Genomic DNA, 21234 nt, shown 5'->3' on the forward strand with positions numbered 1-21234 from the left:
CGGTACATTCGTCGATTTTTGCTGTTTTCGAATGCGTCAGGCCCGGACTGGTCACTACTCGTTCGACATGCTGTCCTGGAAACGCAAAAACGGACGCCCGTGAGGGCGTCCGTTCTGCGTGTGCGAGCTCTGTGGCTACGCCTTCGCGGCGACAAGCTCGGCGATCTGAACCGCGTTGAGGGCGGCACCCTTGCGGAGGTTGTCGTTCGAAATGAAGAGGGCGAGGCCTCGGTTGCCATCGACGGACTGGTCCTGGCGGATGCGGCCGACGAGGCTCGGGTCTGCGCCAGCGGCCTGAAGCGGCGTCGGCACATCGACCAACGCAACGCCGGGGGCGTCGGCGAGCAGCTCGCGGGCACGGTCGGGCGTCAGTGCATCGGCGAACTCCGCGTTGATGGAGAGCGAGTGCCCGGTGAAGACGGGGACGCGCACGCAGGTTCCGCTGACGCGAAGCTCGGGGATGCCGAGGATCTTGCGGCTCTCGTTGCGCAGCTTCTGCTCTTCGTCGGTCTCTTCCGAACCGTCGTCAACGACCGAGCCGGCGAGCGGCAGCACGTTGAAGAGCACAGGGGCGGCGAACTTCTCGGGAGCCGGGAACTCGACGGAGGAGCCATCGTGCACAAGCCCGAGGAGCGCATCCTCACCCTGGGCGACGGCGGCGACAGCCTGGCCGGAGAGCTCCTGAGCGCCAGCGAGGCCAGCGCCCGAGGTGGCCTGGTAGGTCGAAACGATGAGGCGCTCGAGGCCAGCGGCCTCGTGCAGCACCTTGAGCACCGGCATCGCGGCCATCGTGGTGCAGTTGGGGTTCGCGATGATGCCCTTGGGCGGCGAGGCGATCGCTTCGGGGTTGACCTCGGAGACGACGAGCGGGACCTCGGGGTCGCGACGCCAGGCGCTCGAGTTGTCGATCACCACAGCACCCGCTGCGGCGAAGCGCTCGGCCTGCGCGCGCGACGTCGTCGCTCCGGCCGAAAAGAGGGCGATGTCGATGCCGCTCACGTCAGCGACGGCAACGTCTTCGACGGTGATGTCCTCGCCGCGGAACGGGAGGGTCGTGCCAGCGGAGCGCGCGGACGCGAAGAAGCGAATGTTCTCGACGGGGAAGTCACGCTCTTCGAGGAGGGTGCGCATGACGGCGCCGACCTGGCCTGTCGCGCCGACGACGGCGACGTTCAACTTGGTGCTCATGAGTGCTCTTTTCTGCTCAGCCGGGTCAGCGGCCGGTGCCGGCGTAGACGACTGCCTCGGCGTCGCCGTCGAGGTCGAATGCGGTGTGGATGACGCGGGTGGCCTCGGTGACGAGGTCGGCCTGCGTGATGATCGAGATGCGGATTTCGGAGGTGGAGATCATGTCGATGTTGATGCCCGCGTCCTTGAGTGCCGTGAAGAGCTTCGCGGTGACGCCGATATTGGTGCGCATGCCGGAGCCGACGAGGGAGATCTTGCCGATGTCCTCGGTGAGGCGCAGGGACGCGTAGCCGATCTGCTCGCCTTCGGAGGCGATGGCGTCGAGCACGCGCTGCGCGTCGGCCTTGGGCAGCGTGAACGAGATGTCGGTGACCTTCGTGTCCTGCTCGGAGACGTTCTGCACGATCATGTCGATGTTGGCGCCCTGCTCGGCGACGATCGTGAAGATCGCAGCCGCCTTGCCTGGCACATCCGGGACCCCGGCGATGGTGATCTTGGCCTGGCTCAGGTCGTGGGCGACACCCGCGATCATTGCTGCTTCCACTTCGTACTCCTCTGCCCGGTCTGGGTTGTAGACGATGGTGCCCTCGTGGTCGGAGAACGACGAGCGGACGTGGAGCGTGACTCCCTGTCGGCGTGCGTACTCGACGGCGCGGATGTGCAGGACCTTCGCGCCGGAGGCGGCGAGCTCGAGCATCTCCTCGCTTGAGATGTAGTTCAGTTTGTGGGCCTTCGGCACGATGCGGGGGTCGGCCGAGAAGACGCCGTCGACGTCGGTGTAGATCTCGCAGACGTCGGCGCCGAGTGCTGCGGCGAGCGCGACGGCGGTCGTGTCTGAGCCGCCACGGCCGAGCGTCGTGATGTCTTTCGAGTCTCGGTTGAAGCCTTGGAAGCCTGCGACGATGGCGATGGCCCCTTCGTCGAGCGCTTCACGCACGCGCACGGGGGTGACGTCGACGATGCGGGCGTCTCCGTGCGTGGAGTCGGTGATCATTCCGGCTTGGCTGCCCGTGTAGCTGCGCGCGTCCATGCCCAGGTCCTTGATGGCCATCGCGAGGAGCGCCATGGAAACGCGCTCGCCGGTCGTGACGAGCATGTCGAACTCACGGGCGTCCGGAATCGTCGCGATCTGGTGCGCCAGGTCGATGAGGTCGTCGGTGGTGTCTCCCATTGCCGAGACAGCCACGACGACGTCGTTGCCCGCTTTGCGGGTCTCGACGATTCGGCGGGCCACCCGCTTGATGCTCTCGGCATCAGCGACCGATGATCCGCCGTACTTCTGGACGATCAGACTCACGTGTCTTGTCTCCTCCGGTTCGGGATGCGCGTCGAGCGTCGCTCGCGCGCCACAAGCTCCCATCTTATGCGGCGGGGGCAATGGGCTCCTAGCGCGGGCGGGCTTCGTTTCCTTTGGTTGCGCGGCGGGTGGATGCGCGTCGCCGGTCAGTCGATGGCTCGCCGCCCTGAGAAGGCCCGGCCCAGGGTGATCTCGTCGGCGTACTCGAGGTCTCCGCCGACGGGGAGGCCGGAGGCAAGCCTGGAGACAGGGACGCCGATGCTCGTGAGAAGTCGGCTCAGGTAGGACGCTGTTGCGTCGCCTTCGAGGTTCGGGTCGGTCGCGACGATGACTTCTTTTACCTCGCCGGACTCGAGCCGCGCGAGCAGGGTGCGGATGTTGAGGTCGTCCGGCCCGATGCCTTCCATGGGGTTGATGGCCCCGCCGAGCACATGGAAGAGGCCGTTGAACTCGCGGGTGCGTTCGATGGCGGCCACGTCCTTCGGCTCCTCGACGACGCAGATGACGGTGCGGTCGCGGCGAGGGTCGCGGCACACGTTGCACTCGGGCCCCTCGCTGACGTTGCCGCAGACGGTGCAGAACTGGACCCGCTCGCGGACGGTGGAGAGGATCTGCGCGAGTCGTGAGACGTCGAACGACTGCGTCTGCACGATGTGGAACGCGATGCGCTGCGCGGACTTGGGGCCGACCCCTGGCAGGCGCCCGAGTTCGTCGATGAGGTCCTGGATGATGCCTTCGTACATGGGTCAGAGTCCCCGGACTTCGAAAGTGGATGACGACACGGCTCAGTAGCCCCCGTCTTCGGGTGGTGGTGGCGCGGAGAAGTCGTCCTCAGGCGGCAGCTCGATGACTTCTGGTTCGGGCACGATGATGTCCTCGCCGATGAATCGGGCACCGAGACGCTCGCGGACGATCGCCTCACCGTAGCGCTCGACGCCCGGAATGACGGGTGCGCTGGCGATGCGCTCGGTGCGCTTCGGGGCAGGGGCGACAACCGGCGTCGAGGCGACGGGCACCGCCTGCTCGGGTGCGGCCTGCTCGGCCACCGTCGCTGCCGGCGCCTGGTTCGATCGCGCAGCCGCTGGAGCTCCTGGGGCCGAGGTGATCGAGGAGCCCGGCACGGCTGGCGCGGGCGACATGGCCGGTTCGGGCGTCCGGGCAGCGGTCGCGGCGGCCCCCGGGATAGCGGCGGTGGCCCATCCGGAGCCGGGACCGTCGTCGGGGACGGACTCCTGGCCGGGAATCTTGGCGACGGTCCAGTTCAGGCCGCCTGATGGGCCGGGCGCGTTCGCGGAGGGCCGTGACTGCTTGCCGGCTGTGGTGTCGGCGTCGGTGGTGGTCGAGGCTGCGGATGCTGCTCGGGCACGTGCCGGGTCAGGCTCCGCGGGTGCCGGAGCTGGCTCGTCGTTTCGGTTTGGTGCCGGCGTTCCCGCCGCCGGTCCGGCGGGGCTCGCGCCCCCGGGGCGCTGGGGTTGGAATTTGACCGTGATGCCGAACATCTCGTTGATCGCGGTGCGCAGCACGGCGCTGGGCGAATCGGTTGCGCCTCGTTCACCGCGGAACTGCTCGAGCACCGCGCGGGAGGGCACTTCGAAGACCAGCAGGTCGCCAACGAGGTCGCGCGCGTGCACCGACTGCGCGACGGTCCAGGCGTGAGCGCCGCCGAGGTCGCGCATGCGCTCCACGAGGGTCGGCCACGCGTCGCGAAGCTGTGCGAATGCGGGGGGTTCAGCGGATGCGCTCGCCGCCGTCGCGTGCGGGGCTGGCGACTGCGCGGGACCGGCTGACGGGGCGTCAGCTGCCTCAGCGGCCGGCGCGGGCGCGGGCTCGGGCTCGGGCTCGGGCTCCGAAATGCGTTCCTGCTCTGGGGCCGGCTCTCCGTCGGGCGTAGCGTCCGTCGCCGTGGGCCGCGGCTCGTTCGAGGGTTCTGGCTGCCCCGCTGGCTCAGGCTGGGACGCTGAGTCGTCGTGCTCGGCGGACGCGGACGGTGACACAGCATCGCGCTGCCCGCCGCGTTCGGGTTGGGGCTGGGGCTCGGACTCGGCATCCGGCGCCGATGCAGCGTCGAGTGAGGTCAACGATGCAGCTTCGTGCGGCGCAGCCGCGTCAGTCGTACCTTCGCCCAATCCGGCGGCGCCCGGCGCAGCGTCGTCCGGCGCAGCGTCGTCCCGCGCAGCGTCGTCCCGCGCAGCGTCGTCCCGCGCAACGTCGTCCCGCGCAGCGTCGTCCCGCGCAGCGTCGTCCCGCGCACCGGTGTCCGGCACAGCAGCGTGGGGTGCAGCTACAGCCGGTGCGGCACCGGAGCCGGGGGCGGCAGCCGCCCAGGACGCGGCAGCCAGTCGCGCGGCGGACGCCGTGTCGGTTTCGGTTGCCACGGGCACGTCGGTCGCGGCAGCTGCCGGTCCACTCGGAACAGAGACAGCGGCAGCAGCGGGTGCAGGAGCAGCAGCGGGAGCAGAACCAGATGCAGCGACCGCGGCCGGGCGCTCGACCCGAGCAGCCTGCGACTCACGCGCTGGTGCTGGCACCGGCGCGCTCCCGCCCGACGCGCCCGTTGGAGCCGCTGGAGCTACGGGCGCCGCCGACTCCGCCGCCGCGAGGCGCGTCGGCGACGTGCCCGGCGCATCCGCGACCGCCAGGAGGGTTCCCGCGTCGATGAAGTTGGCCCGCGACGCGACGAGGATGCGCGCGACAAGCAGCTCGAGGTGGAGCTTCGGCGACGTCACGCCGCTCATCTCGGTGAGCGTCTCGTTGACGAGGTCGGCAATGCCCGTGAGCGCCGCGGGCGAGAATCGGCCCGCCTGCACACGAAGGGCCTCGACCTCGTCGGCGCCGAGCCCGCGGAGCACGGCACCGGCACCGGGGCCCGTCGCCTTCGCGACGATGAGGTCGCGGAGGCGCTCGAGCAGGTCCTCGACGTAGCGTCGGGGGTCTTGGCCAGACTGGATGACCCGGTCGACCGCCGTGTAGGCTGCCGCGGGGTCGGCGTCGGCGAAGGCGTCGATGGACTCGTCGAGGAGCTCCTGGCCCGTGAACCCAAGGAGCGCCGCGGCGCGCTGGTACCCGAGAAGGCCGGTCTCGGATCCGGCGATGATCTGGTCGAGCAGCGAGAGCGTGTCTCGCGCCGACCCGCCACCCGCACGCACGACGAGCGGCAAGACGCCGGGTTCGGCGGTGACCCCCTCGCTCGTGCAGAGCTCTTCGACGTACTCGAGCATGAGCGCGGGCGGGATGAGCCTGAACGGGTAGTGGTGCGTACGCGAGCGGATCGTGCCGATGACCTTCTCAGGCTCGGTCGTCGCGAACACGAACCGCACGTGCTCCGGCGGCTCCTCGACGACCTTCAGCAGAGCGTTGAAGCCGGCCGAGGTCACCATATGCGCCTCGTCGATGATGAAGATCTTGTAGCGGTCGCGGCTGGGCGCGAGGATGGCGCGCTCTCGAAGCTCGCGCGCGTCTTCCACGCCACCGTGGCTGGCGGCGTCGATCTCGAAGACGTCGAGCGAACCTCCGCCGTCTCGGGCGAGCTCGACACAGCTCTGGCAGACGCCGCACGGGGTGTCGGTCGGCCCTTCAGCGCAGTTGAGGCATCGGGCAAGGATGCGCGCCGAGCTCGTCTTGCCACAGCCTCGCGGCCCGGAGAAGAGGTAGGCGTGGTTGACGCGGCCCGTTCGGAGCGCGGTCATCAGTGGTTCGGTGACCTGCGACTGCCCGATCATCTCGGCGAAGTTCTCAGGCCGATAGCGGCGATACAGGGCTGTGGCCATGCGCACCATCGTAGACGGCACCACCGACAGAGAGCGCGGCCCCGCATGGCCACCCTCGACAAAACGTGTTCGCTGCCCGGCGTTTCGCCCTCTGCTGGTACGCCTCGAGGGTGAAACGCCGGGCAGTGATGGCGCGGGAGCCCCGCGCCACGATGGCTCAGGCGATCGCGGCCAGGCTCTGCCGTGCGATCTCGAGCTCCTCGTTGGTCGGCACGACCAGCACCTCGATCCGCGAGTCGTCTGCCGAGATGCGACGCGCATCCCTCGACGGGGAGGCGTTGCGCTCTGGCGACAGCTTCACGCCGAGCCACTCGAGCCCTTCGAGCACCTCCGCGCGCAGCTGCGCGTCGTTCTCGCCGATGCCGGCCGTGAACACGATCGCGTCGGCGCCGCCGAGCAGCAGCATGTAAGCGCCGAGGTAGTGGCGGATGCGGTGGGCGTAGACCGCGAGCCCGAGCTGCGCCCGCGCGTCCCCCGCGTTGGCCTTCTGGCGCACGTCTCGCATGTCACCAGAGCCGGTCAGCCCAAGGAGCCCGGACTTCCTGTTCAGCAGGTCGTCGAGCTGGTCGATCGTGTAGCCGCCGCGGCGCGAGAGGTGCACGAGCACGGCCGGATCGAGGTCACCGGTGCGCGTGCCCATGACGAGCCCCTCGAGCGGCGTCATACCCATGCTCGTCTCGATGGATCGACCCCCGTCCACGGCGCACATGCTCGCGCCGTTGCCGATGTGCAGCACAATCGTCTTCAACTCGCCAAGCTCACGCCCGAGGAATCGGGCGGTCTCCTCCGAGACAAACTTGTGGCTCGTGCCGTGCGCACCGTACTTGCGCACCCGGTGCTCCCTCGCGACCTCCGCATCCAGGGCATACAGCGACGACGCGTCGCTCATGCTCGTGTGGAACGCGGTGTCGAAGACCGCGACGTGCGGGGTCTCGGCGAAGACATCGCGTGCGCCGACGATGCCTTCCAGGTTCGCCGGGTTGTGCAGCGGGGCGAGCGGGATGAGGTCCTCGATGTCCTGCAGCACCTTCCCGTCGATGACGGCGGCGTCGAAGAACCGACGCCCGCCGTGCACCACCCGGTGGCCGACAACGACCGGCGGGAACTCGGCGAGGCTCGGCCCGTGCTCCTCGAACCCTTCGAGCATCGCCTCGAAGCCGCGAGTGTGGTCGGGGATGTCAGCCTCCCTGGCGAATGTCGCTCCCCCGGTCTTGTGGGTGACGCTCGCCACCGGCTCGCCGATGCGCTCCACGAGCCCGGACGCGAGCGTCAGCTCGCGTCCCATGTCGATCAGCTGATATTTGAAGGACGATGAGCCGGAGTTGACGACCAGGACGATGCTCATGAGCACCCTTTCTCGAGACCCGCACCGGGCGGGCTGGATGTGCGGCGGGCGCGATCAGGAACGCTGCGCCTGAATCGCCGTGATGGCGACGGTGTTGATGATGTCGGAGACGAGTGCCCCGCGGGACAGGTCATTGATGGGCTTGCCCAGGCCCTGCAGGATCGGCCCGATCGCGACGGCTCCCGCCGAACGCTGCACCGCCTTGTACGTGTTGTTGCCCGTGTTCAGGTCGGGGAAGATGAACACCGTCGCGCGCCCAGCCACCTGGCTGCCAGGCATCTTCTTGCTCGCGACCGCAGCATCCGTCGCCGCGTCGTACTGGATCGGACCCTCGACGAGCAGCTCGGGCATCCGCTCCCGCACGAGTCCCGTCGCGGTGCGCACCTTGTCGACGTCAGCGCCGGAACCCGATTCGCCCGTCGAGTACGAGAGCATCGCCACGCGGGGTGCGATGTCGAACTGGCTGGCGGTCTCGGCGGACGAGATCGCGATGTCGGCGAGCTGCTCGGCCGTCGGGTCCGGGTTGACGGCGCAGTCGCCGTAGACGAGCACGCGGTCGGCAAGGGCCATGAGGAACACGCTCGACACCACCGAGACGCCGGGCTTCGTCTTGACGATCTCGAAACCAGGGCGGATGGTGTGCGCCGTCGTGTGCGCCGCACCCGAAACCATGCCGTCGGCGAGTCCGAGATGCACCATGAGCGTGCCGAAGTAGCTGACGTCTCGAACTCGTTCGGTCGCCGCCTCGATTGTGACGCCCTTGTGGGCTCGCAACCTCGCGTACTCCTCCGCGAACCTCGTGACGTAGTCCGGGTCGTTCGTGCTGAGCACGCGCGCCGACGAGATGTCGACGCCCAACGCAGAGGCACGACCTCGCACCTCGGACTCCTCGCCCAGGATCGTGATCTCCGCGACTTCGCGCGCGAGCAGCGACCCTGCGGCCACAAGGATGCGGTCGTCGCTGCCCTCGGGAAGCACGATGTGCTTGCGGTCCGATCGGGCGCGATCGAGGAGCGTGTTCTCGAACATCAGCGGCGTAACCACCGTCGACTGCTTGACGTTGAGCAGCGCGACCACCTCGATGGCCGGGATGTGCTGCTCGAACTTCGCGAGCGCGAGGTCGATCTTGCGGCGCGAGATGCCGGCTGCGGCGAGACGGCCGCGCGTCTGCATGATGCGCTGTGCCGTGTCGAAGGTGCCGAAGTTGGTGCGGATGATCGGCACCTCGACGTTGAGCCCGCTGATGAGACGCTCGATGGCGCGCGGGAACTCGAACGGCCCGTTAACCACGATGCCGGTGAGCGAAGGGAAGGTCTCTGCGCGCTGCGCGAGGAGCACGGCGAGCAGGACCTCGGTGCGGTCGGCCGCGATGACGACGACCCCGCCCTCCTTGAGTCGTTCGAGGACGTTCTGCATCGACATGCCCGCGAGCACGATGCCGAGCACTTCACGCCCCAGCAGTTCGCGGTCGCCGTAGACAAGCTCGCCGCCCACCGCATCCAGCAGTTGCGACAGCGACGGAGCCATCAGCAGTGGCGTCTCCGGTATCGCCCAGACCGGCACCTTGTGTCCGAGCTCGCGCAGCGCGCGCTCGGCAACTGCCGTGCGGACCTCCTCGGTCGCGGTCTCATCGGCGCGGTTGATGGTGATGGCCAGTAGCGTCGCGTGGGCCGCGTCGAGTTCGGGCAGGGTCACCTCGAGCGCCTGCGCGAGCTGCTCCGGCGTGCGCGGCTGCCCCTTGTCGGCGTCGAAGCCTGTGAGCACGAGAAGGACCGGCGCGCCGAGGTTCGCGGCGACGCGGGCATTGAAGCCCAGCTCGGCCGGGTTACCGACGTCGGTGAAGTCGCTACCGACGATCACCACCGTGTCGCATCGCCGCTCCAGCGCGCGGTAGCGGGTGACGATGCGCGAGAGCGCTTCATCGGGATCTGCGTGCACGTCGTCGTAGGTGACGCCGAAACCTGACTCGTACTCGAAGCCGCGGTTCTGCGGATCGAGCTGCGAGAGCAGCAGCTCGAGGATGTCGTCTCGCGCCTCCGCGCTCTGCACGATGGGGCGGAAGACGCCGACCCGGCCGATCGAGCGGCTGAGCGCGTTCACGACCCCGAGAGCGACGGCTGACTTGCCAGAGTGACCCTCTGATGACGTGATGTAGATGCTTGTCCCCACGTCTGGCAATGGTAGTCGGGTGAGGAGTCAGCGGGCTGTCGCGATCCTGCCAATTCAGAGCGCCCTCGATTCGCGTCTCGCGACGGTCGCGCTATGATGGCTGACGGCTCCTCGCGTGGCGCCATCCAGGCCAACTCCCCCAGGGCGGAAACGCAGCAAGGGTAACCGGGCTCTGGCGGGTGCGCGGGGGGTCTTTTTCTTTGCCCTCCCGGGCGGCCCGGTGCCGAACGGCCGCAGTCGGGCGGCGGAAGATTGTGGCGAGGTGCAGTTCCGACGATCCTGGGCAGCAGAACGCCACAACTCTGCGACTGCCAGGGCGAACGCGTCTCGAACGCAGATCGCTCGCCGCGAACGCTGGCCGCGATCTCAGACTGACCCGTTTGACTGGCGGACATGAGAATCGCAGTCATCGGTGGAAACGGTCAGATCGCACGCTTGCTCACGGGCCAGCTCATCCAGCGCGGGCACCGCGTCACGAGCGTCGTCCGCAACCCAGACCACGTCGAGTCGCTCAAGGAGCTTGGCGCCGACCCCGTCGTCGCCGACCTCGAGCAGAGCACGCCCACGGACCTCGCCAAGCAGCTCGGGCACGTCGACGCGGTCGTCTTCGCCGCCGGTGCGGGCCCCGGCAGCACGGCAGAGCGCAAGCTCACGCTCGACCGGGACGGGGCCATCCTCTCGGCCGACGCAGCGGAGCTGGCGAACATCCGCAGGTTCGTGGTGGTCTCTGCGATCGGCACCGACACCTACGACAGGGACTCCGATGACGTCTACCAGGTCTACCTCCGCGCGAAGAGCGAGGCGGACGCCGACATCCGCGCGCGCAGCGCCAAGCTTGACTGGACGATCGTCCGTCCGGGTGGACTCACCGACGACGAGCCGACGGGCCACGTGAAGGTGGGCGAGCAGGTCGACCGCGGCTCAATTCCTCGCGCCGACGTGGCCGCTGTGATCGCGGCGCTCCTCGATCGCCACGCCGGCATCCACACGCAGTTCGAGGTCGTTTCCGGCGACGACGAGATCGGGGCGGCCGTCAAGAAGCTCTGATCGGGGGCAGTCCCGGGCGCGTCCCCCGAGGAGATTTGCCGCTCGCGTTCACGAACAGTCGCGGGAACCGCTATGCTCTTTCGAGGTGAGCGCCTGGCGCTCCCACGGAGGATTCGCCTAGTGGCCTATGGCGCACGCTTGGAAAGCGTGTTGGGTGAAAGCCCTCAGGGGTTCGAATCCCCTATCCTCCGCCACGCGCACGAAAGCTCCGACCAGGGAAACCCGGTCGGGGCTTTCGTCGTTTGCGGCTTCCTTGCCTCACCCGTCCCGTACATCGCCACAGGTGCGAGCGGATGCGCGCCTGCAGGGCGCGCCGGGACCCGGCCTTGCGGAGGGCCGAGGATGCGCAGGGCGCAGACACGCGAAGAGGGCGCCACCCGAAGGTGACGCCCTCTCAGCGAAGAACTCTAAGCCTAGGCCTTCTTGGCTGCGAGGCGACGTGCAACGAGCACGCCTGCGCCGGTCGCCAGGGCGAGGAGGCCAATGCCTGCCGCACCGAAGGCGTCCTCTGCGCCAGTGGTGGCGAGCTCAGGCGACGTGTGGCCCGTGTTCGTGCCGCCACCGTTGCCACCGTTGCCACCGGGAACCGGTGCGGTCGTCGCGGTCGGTGCCGTCGTCGTGCCGGGGTTCGCCTCGGCGACGAGGAACGTGAAGCTCGCCGACAGGCCGCTCGACTGCGAGAGGGTCACCGTGTACTCGCCGAGCGGCAGCGGAGCGCCGGACTGGTTGATGAGCGCACCCGAGAACGTGCCGTCCTCTGCGACGACCGAGTCGTCGATCGGCTCGACCTCGACGGAGGCTCCATCGGGGTAGACAACCGTGATGTCGAGCGCCAGACCCGGCGTGAAGTTCTGCGCCGTGTAGTCGATGTCATCGGTCGGCAGGAAGCTGCTGGCGTTCGCGTAGGCGACCGGTGCCTCGACGGTCGGCGTGGTCGTCGGCGACGGCGTCGCAGTGCTCGTCGGCGTCGGCGTGGCCGTCTCCGTCGGAACGGGCGTCGCGGTCGGCTCCGCCGTGGCAGTGGGCTCCGTGGTTGCGGAGGGCTCCGTGGTCGGCGTCGGCGTCGACGTCGACTCGGCCGCGATCGTGAACGTGAACGTCACGACGTGCTGAGCCGGACCCGAAGCATCGGTGTAGTCCTGCGTGATCGTCACGTCGTAGTTGCCCTCAGGCAGCGGGGCGCTCGCGATGAACTCGCCGGCGTAGTTGCCTTCGGAGTCGACGACCCACGAGGTCTCGTTGACCGGCTCGACCGAGATGGACGCACCGCCGGGAGCCGTGATCGTGATGGTGGACAGCGACACGTCTGGTGCGAGTCCCGTGATCCAGTACGTGACCTTCTCGGTTGGCGCGAAGCTCGGCTTCGTTGCCTCCGCCACCGCCTCGGGCGTCGTCGTCGCCGTTGGGGACGCCGAGTCCGCGGGAGGTGTGGGTGCGGTGGTTGCCGCGAAGGCCGGAGCGGCGGTCATCATGGCACCACCGGCGAGCACGCCGAAGGCGATCGAAAGAGCAGAGGCGCGTTTGCGCCGCGAGGAAGTCAGAGAGGAAGCCATGACTAAAGAGTGGCCTGACTCACAGGCGATGTCCAGAAGGCCACGGACGATTGAAACGGGCTACGACCGATTTTCGACGCATCAGGTCGTGAAAAACTCCTGATCAAGAGGCACATAACCCACACGAGGCACATACGCGATCCACCCGGGGACTTCTCCCCGAACACGTGATTCCTCATAGAGATTAGGCCGCCGTACACAGAGAGCGGGGCCGAATACCTTTCGGTATCCGGCCCCGATCACGCTGTGGTCGCGCGCGCTGTGCGTCAGCTCTCGCGGCGGCGGCTCAGGAAGCGCGCGCCGGTGACAGCCGCGGCCCCGAGGCCCAGCACGAGCAGCCCAACACCGGCCGCCCCGAACGCATCCTCAACTCCGGTGGCCGCGAGCGTCTTGCTCTGCGCCTTGCCGCTCGTGTCACTGGAGCCCGAACCACTGCCACCGGTGCCAGCTGGTGCTTCGCTTGCGGTTGGCGCTGTGCCTCCGGTCGACGGCGTCTCGCCGGTGACAACGAACGACGTCGTCGCCGTCTGCTCACCAACCTCGGCGGCGGGCTCAGGTGCCAGCTCCACCTCGGCGGATGACTCGTCGGTGGCCGTGAGCTGCGACTCGTCCTCAACGATGAGCGGAACTGACCGCGCTGTGTCGGCCGCAGGAGCGTCGGTAGTCTCCCCAGCTTCCGGACTGATGGTCGTCAGCGTGATGCCGTAGTCACCGACGAGCCAGGCTGCGTCGTACGTGATGATGCCGGCGTAGTTACCCTCGGCGTCCGGAACAATCGGTTCGGCCGACTCGAACTCGGCGGTCTCGCCGCCCGGAAGCAGGAGGGTCAGGCCGAGTTCGACGCCCGGGGCGAAGCCGGTGGCCACGTAGGTGATGCCTTCTGCGGCCTCAGCCTGGGTGTAGCTGGCCTGTTCGGTCGCCACCGCGGGCGCCGCCACGGGTGCCTCGGTCTCGGTTGGCGATGGAGTCGCCGTCTCGGTCGTCGTCGGCGCCGCCGTGGCGGTCTCCGTCGGCTCAAGCGTCGGTTCTTCGGTTGGCGTCGGCTCGAGCGTCGGCTCCTCGGTGAGCGTCGGCTCGACCGTCTCAGTCGGTTCAGGCGTGGCCGTCTCGGTCTCGGTCGGCTCAGGGGTGGCCGTCTCGGTCGCGGTCGGCTCAGGCGTGGCCGTCTCCGTGGTGGTCGGCTCTGGCGTCTCGGTTCCGACGGGCGCCTCGGCCGCGAACCCGGTGGATGCCTGGACGTTGTCGGACTCGAAGAGCACGACCGAGTAGTCGCCTTCGGCCCACGCCTCGTCGCTGGTCAGTTCTGCACTCACGGCACCGCTGGCGTCGACTTCATGCGACTGCGTACCCCAGGACCAGTTCGTCTGCCCCTCTGGGCCGACGACACGCACGTAGACGAGGTTGCCGGGGGTGAAGCCGGAGCCCGTGACCGTCACGGCCGACTCGTCTGCGGAGATTGTCTCCTGCGAGACGGAAGCGGATGCGGTGCTCGTGTCTCCATCGACACTTGCATCGACCTGGTCGCCGTTCGCGGCGAACGAAGGTGCGGCCGTGACCGCGACGCCACCGGCGACGACGCCGAAGGCGACGACGAGAGCCGTGGTGCGGGCGCGGGCGCTCTTAAAGGTGTCGGAAAGCATGAGGGGACGCTAACACGGCGGATTATTGTGCGTCGAGGCCGAAATCTGATCAAGCGACACGCGGTAAATCACGATTCCGAGTTGGAACATCAGTCACATTGGTCACACTGACCTCAAAAATCGCACCTTCAACAGGGGTTTCCCGGGCAAACGGAACGAGGCACCGCATCCGGATTCCGGATGCGATGCCTCGCGAAAAAAGTTCCATCGGCGTGTCGGAACACGCCGCGCAGAACCGGAGAGGGGTGACTACTTGAGGGTCACCGAAGCGCCGGCGCCCTCGAGGGCTTCCTTTGCCTTCTCAGCGGCTTCCTTGTTGACGCCCTCAAGGACGGCCTTCGGAGCGCCGTCAACGAGTGCCTTCGCCTCACCGAGACCGAGGCTCGTGAGTGCGCGCACCTCCTTGATGACCTGGATCTTCTTGTCGCCAGCAGCCTCGAGGATGACGTCGAACTCGTCCTTCTCCTCCTCGGCAGGTGCGTCAGCAGCGCCACCGGCAGCTGCAACGCCTGCAACTGCGACGGGAGCAGCAGCGGTGACCTCGAAGGTCTCCTCGAACGCCTTGACGAACTCGCTGAGCTCGATGAGCGTGAGCTCCTTGAATGCTGCGATGAGCTCTTCAGTCGTGAGCTTTGCCATGTGTTTTCTCCTTGTGTGTTGTTCTAGCCGCGAGATCCCGTAGGACTAGTTCGCGGACTCCTGCTTTTCGCGCAATGCCTCGACCGTGCGAACAGCCTTGGCTGCCGGCGCGGTGAACAGGTATGCGGCACCGAACAGCGAGGCCTTGAAGGCGCCGGCAAGCTTGCCGAGCAGAACTTCGCGGGACTCGAGGTCGGCGAGCTTGTTGACCTCTTCTGCGCTGAGGGGGTTTCCGTCGAAGAAACCACCCTTCAGCACGAGCTGAGGGTTTTCCTTGGCGAAGGTACGAAGACTCTTCGCGACTGCGACGGGGTCGCCGTGCACGAACGCGATTGCGGTCGGTCCAGCGAGCTCGTCGTCAAACGCGGTGATTCCGGCGTTGTTCGCCGCAATCTTCGTCAGCGTGTTCTTCACCACGGCGTAGCTTGCGTGCTCACTGATCGAACGACGCAGCGTCTTGAGCTGCGCAACAGTGAGACCGCGGTACTCAGTCAGCAGAACGGCGGTCGAGCTCTGGAACAAGTCCTGCAGCTCGGCAACAGTTGCTTCCTTGGTCGCCATGGCACTCCTCTCTCTCTTGCACGTGCATGACGTTTGTCACGCGCGCACCGCAGGCGCATCTTTGATGCACAACACACAAAAAAGCTCCGGCCGCAGGCGGACCGGAGCTGAGGGGATGCGCTTGCGCGCAGAGCAGATCTGCTTCGTTCACCTGCGCGGGACGTTCTTGCGAACCTTCGTTCGTGTACGTTCTCACGCACAACGAAGACCTGCGGTCTTGGGCTTCCGAAAGAGTACATGCTCGCGCGCGGTACGTCAACGCGGGTGTCTCGGCGGTCAGCTCGGGGCGCGGAGCGCGTCGATGAGGAGACGAGAACTCGGGTGCCCTCGCTGACGCTCGACGGCATGGAGCTCGGTGCTCGGCGAGCCGAGGAGCGGCCTCGTGACGAGCCCTGGCATCTGGAAACGTGCCACCGAGGCGGGCAGGATGGAAGCTCCGACTCCGGCCGCGACGAGGCCAAGCACGGTCTCCTGATGGATGACGCTCTGCACGATGCGAGGCACGGCCTGCGCTCCCCCGAGCCAGGTCATGACGTTCGAGACGAACCCGGGCATCAACTCGAACGGAAACAGCACCACGTCTTTGCCGTGGAAGCTCTCCGGGGCGACCGTTGTCGCATCCGCCTGCGCACCTCCGGCAGGGAGGACCGCGACCAGGTCTTCGCTCTCGAGCAGCGTCGTCCGCAGGCCGGGCACGGCGAGCGGGTCACGGAGGATCCCGACGTCGAGCTCCCCCTCGAGGAGGAGGGTGAGCTGTTCAGCGCTCGTGAGCGAGCGAGGCTCGAGGCGGATGCGCGGCCTGCGTTCCTGGAATGCCTGCAGTCCGCGGGGCAGCACGGTGTAGCTCGCCGAGCTCACGAACCCGACGCGCAGCTTGCCAGCTCTGCCTGCTGCGACGTCTTCGAGCTCGGCGACGGCCGCATCCAGATCATCGAGGATCGCGATCGCTCGCTGACGAAACATCCGGCCAGCGGCGGTGAGCGAGACACTGCGGGTCGTGCGCTCGAGCAGGGCGACGCCGAGTTCTTCTTCGAGTTTGCGGACGGCGACCGTGAGGGGCGGCTGCGTCATGTGGAGTTGCTCGGCGGCGCGGCCAAAGTGGAGTTCGTCTGCGACGGCCACGAAGTATCTGAGCTGGCGGAGCTCCATGTTATCCATTCGCGAGGGCTATCAATGGTGAGAGAAATGATATTGGACTCGCTCGCGTATTGGTGCGGTAATCGACTGGGAACACCACCCAACAGCCACGGCAGGGAGCGGATATGACCGACACCATCATCATCGGCGCGGGCCTCGCCGGCGCTTCGGCGGCCTGGCACCTCGCCGAGCGTGGGCACGAGGTGACCCTGCTCGAGCGTACTGTCCCCGCCAACGAGCACGGCAGCTCGCACGGCTCGGCCCGCATCTTCCGCTACGCCTACCCGGAACAGACCTACACCGACCTCGTCGTCAGGTCGAAAGCAGGCTGGGACGAGCTGCAGCGGGTGAGCGGAACCCAGCTCATCCGCCCGACAGGCGCCCTCGATCACGGCGACATCCGCGACCCTGCGGGGCTCGCGACCGTGCTGGAGTCCGCGGGCGTCGATCACGAACTCCTCAGCCCCGCCTCGGCGCAGGAGCGGTGGCCGCAGTTCCGGTTCGAGACCGACGTGCTGTGGCACGCTGGCGCAGGCGTGCTCGACGCAGGCGCAACTGTCGACGCAATGCTGGCCACCGCATCCGCGACGGGCAGGCTCGAGCTGCGCACCGCATGGCCGGTCACACGAGTCGAGCGCACCGCGACCGGGTACCGCGTGCACTCAACGACAGGCGAGGCCGTCGAGGCCGACGGCATCGTCGTCGCTGCCGGAGGGTGGCTCCCGGCCCTCCTCGGGGACCTCTCGCTGCCGGCAGCCTTCCTCGCTCAGTTCCCCAGCCTCGAGGTGCGGCAGGAGCAGGCCTACCACTTCCCCTACCTCGACGAGCGAGACTCAGGAGCAGACGCCGACCCCTGGCCGACGTTCATCTACAAGTCGCAGGCGCTGCAGACCTACGGTCTGCCAGGCGGCCGCGACGCCGACTGGCGCGGTCAGAAGGTCGCCCAGTTCAACGGCGGCAAGATCATCGACTCGGCGCTCGAGCAGGACGGCATCGTGGACGCAGCCAACAGGCGCGCCCTCATGGCCTACGCCGAGACGTTCCTCCCCGGGGTCGATCCGGCCCCCTACGCTGAGACGACCTGCCTCTTCACGACGACACCGACGGAGGACTTCGTCATCGACCGCGTCGACAACCTGGTCGTCCTGTCCGCCTGCTCAGGCCACGGCGGGAAGTTCGCGCCGCTCCTCGGCGAGCTCGCAGCCGACCTGCTCATGGGAACCGGCACGGTGCCCGACGAGTTCCGAGTAGCCGCGACGTCTGGAGCATCCGCGTGACCCCCGTCACCCCCAGCCACGGCCGACCGAGCTCGGTCTCCTCCCTCATGCGAGAGATCGAGCATCTCGGGAGGGACCGCACGCGCGGCGGCTACAGCAGGCCGGTCTACTCCCGCCCCGAGCTCGAGCTCCGCGAGTGGTTCCTCGCCGCAGCCAGAGCCCGCGGGCTCGACATCGAGATCGACCCGAACGGCATCATCTGGGCGTGGTGGGACCGGGCAGACGGCGACCGCACCGGCGCGCTCATCACGGGCAGCCACCTCGACTCGGTGCCCGGTGGCGGCGCGTTCGACGGCCCCCTCGGCGTGACGGCGGCCCTCGCGGCCGTCGATCTGCTGCGGAGCGAGGGGCGCGAACCGAGCGTGGCGGTGGCGATCGCGGTCTTCCCCGAAGAAGAGGGCTCTCGTTTCGGCGTCGCCTGCCTCGGGTCACGACTGCTCACTGGCGCCATCGACCCAGACCGGGCGCGTGCGCTGCGGGATGCGGAGGGCACGACCTTCGCGGAGGCGTCGGCAGCTGCTGGCCTCGACCCTGCGCACCTCGGGGCTGATCCCGCACGTGTCGCGCAGTTCAGCGCCTTCATCGAGCTGCACGTCGAGCAAGGGCGCGGGCTCGTCGATCTCGCCGGCCCAGTCGCCATCGGCTCCTCGATCCTGGGCCACGGCCGTTGGCGTGCGAGCTTCACCGGCCAGGGCAACCACGCGGGCACGACGCTCATGGCCGACCGGCGAGACCCGATGGTCGCAGCGGCCCGACTCATCATCGGCGTCGAGGAGATCGCGCGCTCCGTGCCGCACGCTCGCGCGACGGTCGGCCGACTCGAGCCGGTTCCCGGTGGCACAAACGTCATCGCATCCCGTGTCGACGCCTGGCTCGACGTGCGGCACCCGGACGACGACGTGACGGCATCCCTCGTCGAGCGCATCCGCGCCCGGGCCACCGAGATCGCCGCCGAACAGGGGTGCGAAGCGGCGCTCATCGAGGAGTCGCTCTCCCTGACCGTGACCTTCGACGCGACGCTCAGGAACGAGCTCCAGCTCGCGCTGCCGGATGCGCCCGTGCTCGACACCGGGGCAGGTCACGATGCCGGCGTGCTCGCCGCGCACCTGCCGACCGCCATGCTCTTCATCCGCAACCCGAGCGGCATCTCCCACTCACCCGAGGAGTATGTCGAAGACGTGGATGCGGACCACGGGGCACGCGCGCTCGCCACGGCGATCATGGCCGTCGGCGCGGGGGCAGCCGAGCGACCCTGAGCCGGACACAAACTTCCGGCAGACCGGCGCTTGGTACCGACTCTGTCGGTGGTGTGGGAAAGAATGGGCAGATGGTCATGTTCCGCCCGAGCCACGACGTCGACGAGACGTCCTGGCTCGGCGAACCTCAAGCAGCGCCCAGGTCAGGGCGCCGCGACCGCGAGCTCTACGGTCCCGCAGCGCTCATGGACTACGCGTCCGCGCCCGCCAAGCACGAGCATCCGACGACCGACCCCGCCAGATCCCCGAGACGCCTCGAAGCCCTGCCACGCTTCTACACCTCGGAGACCAGGCCGGCCCCGGCGACGACTCCGCTGTCGGCCAGCGAAGTCGGCGTCTGGCGTGCACACAGCCCGTCGGGCGAGACCAGCTCCATAGAACTGCCCGCGACACCCGAAGTCGAGGCCATGAGCGCGCACCTGCTTCGCGTGCTCGCCGACTCTAACGACCGGGCAGCCTGGCTGAAGGCCCGAGCCGACGGTGTCACGGCGACCGATGCGGCGCGACTCGCGACACCGGCCTCCGTGAAGCAGGTCGTCAAAGACAAGGTCATGGGTACCTCGTTCAGCGGCAACGCCTACACCGACTTCGGGCGACAGCGAGAACCCGAGATCGCCAGATGGGTCATGGAGCGCCACGGCATTCCAGCGAGCGGACTCCTCTTCCACGCCGAAGCCTCGAAGAGCCACCTCGCAACGCCAGACGGACTGCACTGCGACGAAGAGGGCCGCATCCTCCTCGCCGAAATCAAAACCACCAACAAGGTGTGGAAGCGCATCCCTCGCTCGTACCTGCGCCAGATCTGGTGGCAGCAGTACGTGCTCGGCGCCGAACGCACCCTCATGGTGTGGGAGCGGCACCAGGACTTCGTGGTCGTCGACCGCGAGCCCAAGTTCGTCTGGGTCGACCGCGACGAGGCGGAGATCGCGAAGCTCGTGACACTCGCCGACGAAGTGCTCAGAGACGTCGAAAAGTACCGGGGCGAGTTCGCGCACTACGCCACCGGCGCCTACGGCAACACCCACAGCACGAACGACTACACCCAGTCGTTCTACGACGCCGAGACCTACGCGTAGCCAACGCCGCTCCACGACGCGTCGCCCTCGACGGGAGACAATGGGCCCATGACTGACGCCTCAGATCTCCAGCCGACCTCAGACACCATGCGCGCCGCCCTGCTCACGGGCATCGGCGGACCCGAGATGATGCAGCTCGGCGAGACTGCCGTTCCCCTCACCCTCAATTCGGACACGCTCGTGCGGGTCAAAGCAGCTGGCGTGAACCCGATCGACGGAAAGACCCGCTCGGGAGCCGGGGCCGCGAAGGCCATCTCGAGCTTCCCCTCGACCCTCGGCGGCGAGTTCTCCGGAGTCGTCGTCCGCGCCTCCTACGAGCTCGCGCCGTTCCAGCCGGGCGACGAGGTGTACGGAATGCTGCTGTTCCCCCGCTACTCGGGTGCCTACGCCGAGTTCGTCTCGATTCCGTTCATGAGCCTCGCCAAGAAGCCGAAGAACCTGTCGTTCATCGAAGCGGGTGGGGTGCCACTCGCGGTGCTCACCGCCTGGGCCGCCGTCGTGGAAGCCGGAGGCGTCTACACGGGGCAGCGTGTCCTCATCCACGCGGGCGCCGGCGGGGTCGGGCACTTCGCCGTGCAGCTCGCCTCCTACTACGGCGCACACGTCATCACGACCGCCTCCGAACGCAACCACGAGTGGCTCCGCGAGCTCGGTGCCGACCAGGTCATCGACTATCGCAACGAACGCTTCGAAGACGTCATCACCGAGCCCGTCGATGTCGTCATCGACCTCATCGGCAACGTGAAAGACCAGACCGGCACGCGTTCGCTGCGAGTGCTCCGCGACGGGGGCGCCCTCATCAACGTGCCGACCGGCAGCTACCCGGAGCTGTTCGACGAGGCCGCCGCCGAACACCGCGGCATCGTCGCCTCCACCCTCAAGCTCTCACCGGAGGGACGCATCCTGCAGACCATCACGCAGCTCTTCGAGCAGGGCGCCCTGCAGACGCACGTCGATCGCGTCTTCCCCCTCGCCGAGGCCGGTGCCGCTCAGCAGCTCGTCGCCGAAGGCCACGTGCGAGGCAAGGTCGTCCTCGACATCGACGCGTAGGGGGGCCGGCGCGCGCTCCCTCGCCGCTCCCCCGCCTGGCTGCATCCGCATGAGCGAAGCGGCATCCACACGAGAGAAGCAGGTTCGTTGGTCGACGAAGATGCATCTCCCGCATGTTTCCGGCTCCGCGGCGGGTATGAGGGGATGGGAGGGAGCGCGGATGCTGGGGCCAAGACAGAACAAGAACGGCCCAGTCCGAGGACTGGGCCGTTCTTGGTGGCGGATGCGCGCA

The 21234-nt window shown here is 68.1% G+C and carries 16 protein-coding genes, 1 tRNA gene and 1 other RNA gene; 7 read left to right on the forward strand and 11 right to left on the reverse strand.

Annotated features, from left to right (window positions below):
* Positions 1-135: 135 nt before the first annotated feature.
* From ACPYN9_RS02385 to pta, 6 genes are all read right to left on the reverse strand, one after another.
* Positions 136-1188: an aspartate-semialdehyde dehydrogenase gene (locus tag ACPYN9_RS02385; protein ID WP_424463580.1), complete on the reverse strand. Its 1053-nt coding sequence runs from the start codon at positions 1186-1188 to the stop codon at positions 136-138.
* 25 nt (positions 1189-1213) lie between these two features.
* Complete coding sequence (locus tag ACPYN9_RS02390; protein WP_424463582.1) at positions 1214-2485, reverse strand: aspartate kinase; 1272 nt, start codon at positions 2483-2485, stop codon at positions 1214-1216.
* Between the two features lie 146 nt (positions 2486-2631).
* Positions 2632-3228, reverse strand: coding sequence for a recombination mediator RecR (gene recR / locus ACPYN9_RS02395; RefSeq protein WP_424463584.1), 597 nt, complete (start codon positions 3226-3228; stop codon positions 2632-2634).
* Positions 3229-3270: 42 nt separating this feature from the next.
* Positions 3271-6252: a DNA polymerase III subunit gamma and tau gene (locus tag ACPYN9_RS02400; RefSeq protein WP_424463586.1), complete on the reverse strand. Its 2982-nt coding sequence runs from the start codon at positions 6250-6252 to the stop codon at positions 3271-3273.
* Positions 6253-6409: 157 nt separating this feature from the next.
* Positions 6410-7597: an acetate/propionate family kinase gene (locus tag ACPYN9_RS02405; protein WP_424463588.1), complete on the reverse strand. Its 1188-nt coding sequence runs from the start codon at positions 7595-7597 to the stop codon at positions 6410-6412.
* A gap of 54 nt (positions 7598-7651) precedes the next feature.
* Positions 7652-9766: a phosphate acetyltransferase gene (pta, locus tag ACPYN9_RS02410; RefSeq protein WP_424463589.1), complete on the reverse strand. Its 2115-nt coding sequence runs from the start codon at positions 9764-9766 to the stop codon at positions 7652-7654.
* 102 nt (positions 9767-9868) lie between these two features.
* Between pta and ffs the strand changes: the two genes are divergently transcribed.
* The 3 genes from ffs to ACPYN9_RS02425 all read left to right on the forward strand — a co-directional run bounded on the left by ffs (position 9869) and on the right by ACPYN9_RS02425 (position 11007).
* An RNA gene (ffs, locus tag ACPYN9_RS02415) (signal recognition particle sRNA small type) lies at positions 9869-9965 on the forward strand.
* 194 nt (positions 9966-10159) lie between these two features.
* Positions 10160-10813: an SDR family oxidoreductase gene (locus ACPYN9_RS02420; RefSeq protein ID WP_424463591.1), complete on the forward strand. Its 654-nt coding sequence runs from the start codon at positions 10160-10162 to the stop codon at positions 10811-10813.
* Between the two features lie 106 nt (positions 10814-10919).
* Positions 10920-11007 (forward strand) — tRNA-Ser (locus ACPYN9_RS02425).
* 219 nt (positions 11008-11226) lie between these two features.
* On the opposite strand, the gene ACPYN9_RS02430 is transcribed toward ACPYN9_RS02425, so the two are convergent.
* The 5 genes from ACPYN9_RS02430 to ACPYN9_RS02450 form a co-directional block, all read right to left on the reverse strand.
* Positions 11227-12366, reverse strand: coding sequence for a hypothetical protein (locus ACPYN9_RS02430; RefSeq protein ID WP_424463593.1), 1140 nt, complete (start codon positions 12364-12366; stop codon positions 11227-11229).
* A 266-nt stretch (positions 12367-12632) separates the two neighbouring features.
* Positions 12633-14006 carry a hypothetical protein gene (locus ACPYN9_RS02435; protein ID WP_424463594.1) on the reverse strand — a complete coding sequence of 458 codons (1374 nt, stop codon included), beginning with the start codon at positions 14004-14006 and terminating at the stop codon, positions 12633-12635.
* A gap of 249 nt (positions 14007-14255) precedes the next feature.
* Complete coding sequence (gene rplL, locus ACPYN9_RS02440; RefSeq protein WP_424463596.1) at positions 14256-14645, reverse strand: 50S ribosomal protein L7/L12; 390 nt, start codon at positions 14643-14645, stop codon at positions 14256-14258.
* Positions 14646-14690: 45 nt separating this feature from the next.
* Positions 14691-15206, reverse strand: coding sequence for a 50S ribosomal protein L10 (gene rplJ, locus ACPYN9_RS02445; protein WP_424463597.1), 516 nt, complete (start codon positions 15204-15206; stop codon positions 14691-14693).
* A gap of 276 nt (positions 15207-15482) precedes the next feature.
* On the reverse strand, positions 15483-16364 hold the full coding sequence (locus ACPYN9_RS02450; protein WP_424463598.1) for a LysR family transcriptional regulator: 882 nt from the start codon (positions 16362-16364) through the stop codon (positions 15483-15485).
* Positions 16365-16468: 104 nt separating this feature from the next.
* On the opposite strand from ACPYN9_RS02450, the gene ACPYN9_RS02455 reads away from it, so the two are divergent.
* From ACPYN9_RS02455 to ACPYN9_RS02470, 4 genes are all read left to right on the forward strand, one after another.
* The gene (locus ACPYN9_RS02455) at positions 16469-17620 is read left to right on the forward strand and encodes an FAD-dependent oxidoreductase (RefSeq protein ID WP_424463599.1); all 1152 of its coding nucleotides are present in this window, start codon (positions 16469-16471) and stop codon (positions 17618-17620) included.
* Complete coding sequence (locus tag ACPYN9_RS02460; RefSeq protein ID WP_424463601.1) at positions 17617-18876, forward strand: allantoate amidohydrolase; 1260 nt, start codon at positions 17617-17619, stop codon at positions 18874-18876. The genes ACPYN9_RS02455 and ACPYN9_RS02460 overlap by 4 nt, the downstream gene beginning before the upstream one ends.
* 71 nt (positions 18877-18947) lie before the next feature.
* Entirely contained in the window at positions 18948-19952 is a 1005-nt protein-coding gene (locus ACPYN9_RS02465) for a YqaJ viral recombinase family protein (protein ID WP_424463603.1), read from the forward strand.
* 48 nt (positions 19953-20000) lie between these two features.
* Entirely contained in the window at positions 20001-21002 is a 1002-nt protein-coding gene (locus ACPYN9_RS02470; RefSeq protein ID WP_424463605.1) for an NADP-dependent oxidoreductase, read from the forward strand.
* The last annotated feature ends 232 nt before the right edge of the window (positions 21003-21234 follow it).

This window comes from Pseudoclavibacter helvolus (assembly GCF_049707175.1).
GTDB classification, from domain to species: Bacteria; Actinomycetota; Actinomycetes; order Actinomycetales; family Microbacteriaceae; genus Pseudoclavibacter; species Pseudoclavibacter helvolus_A.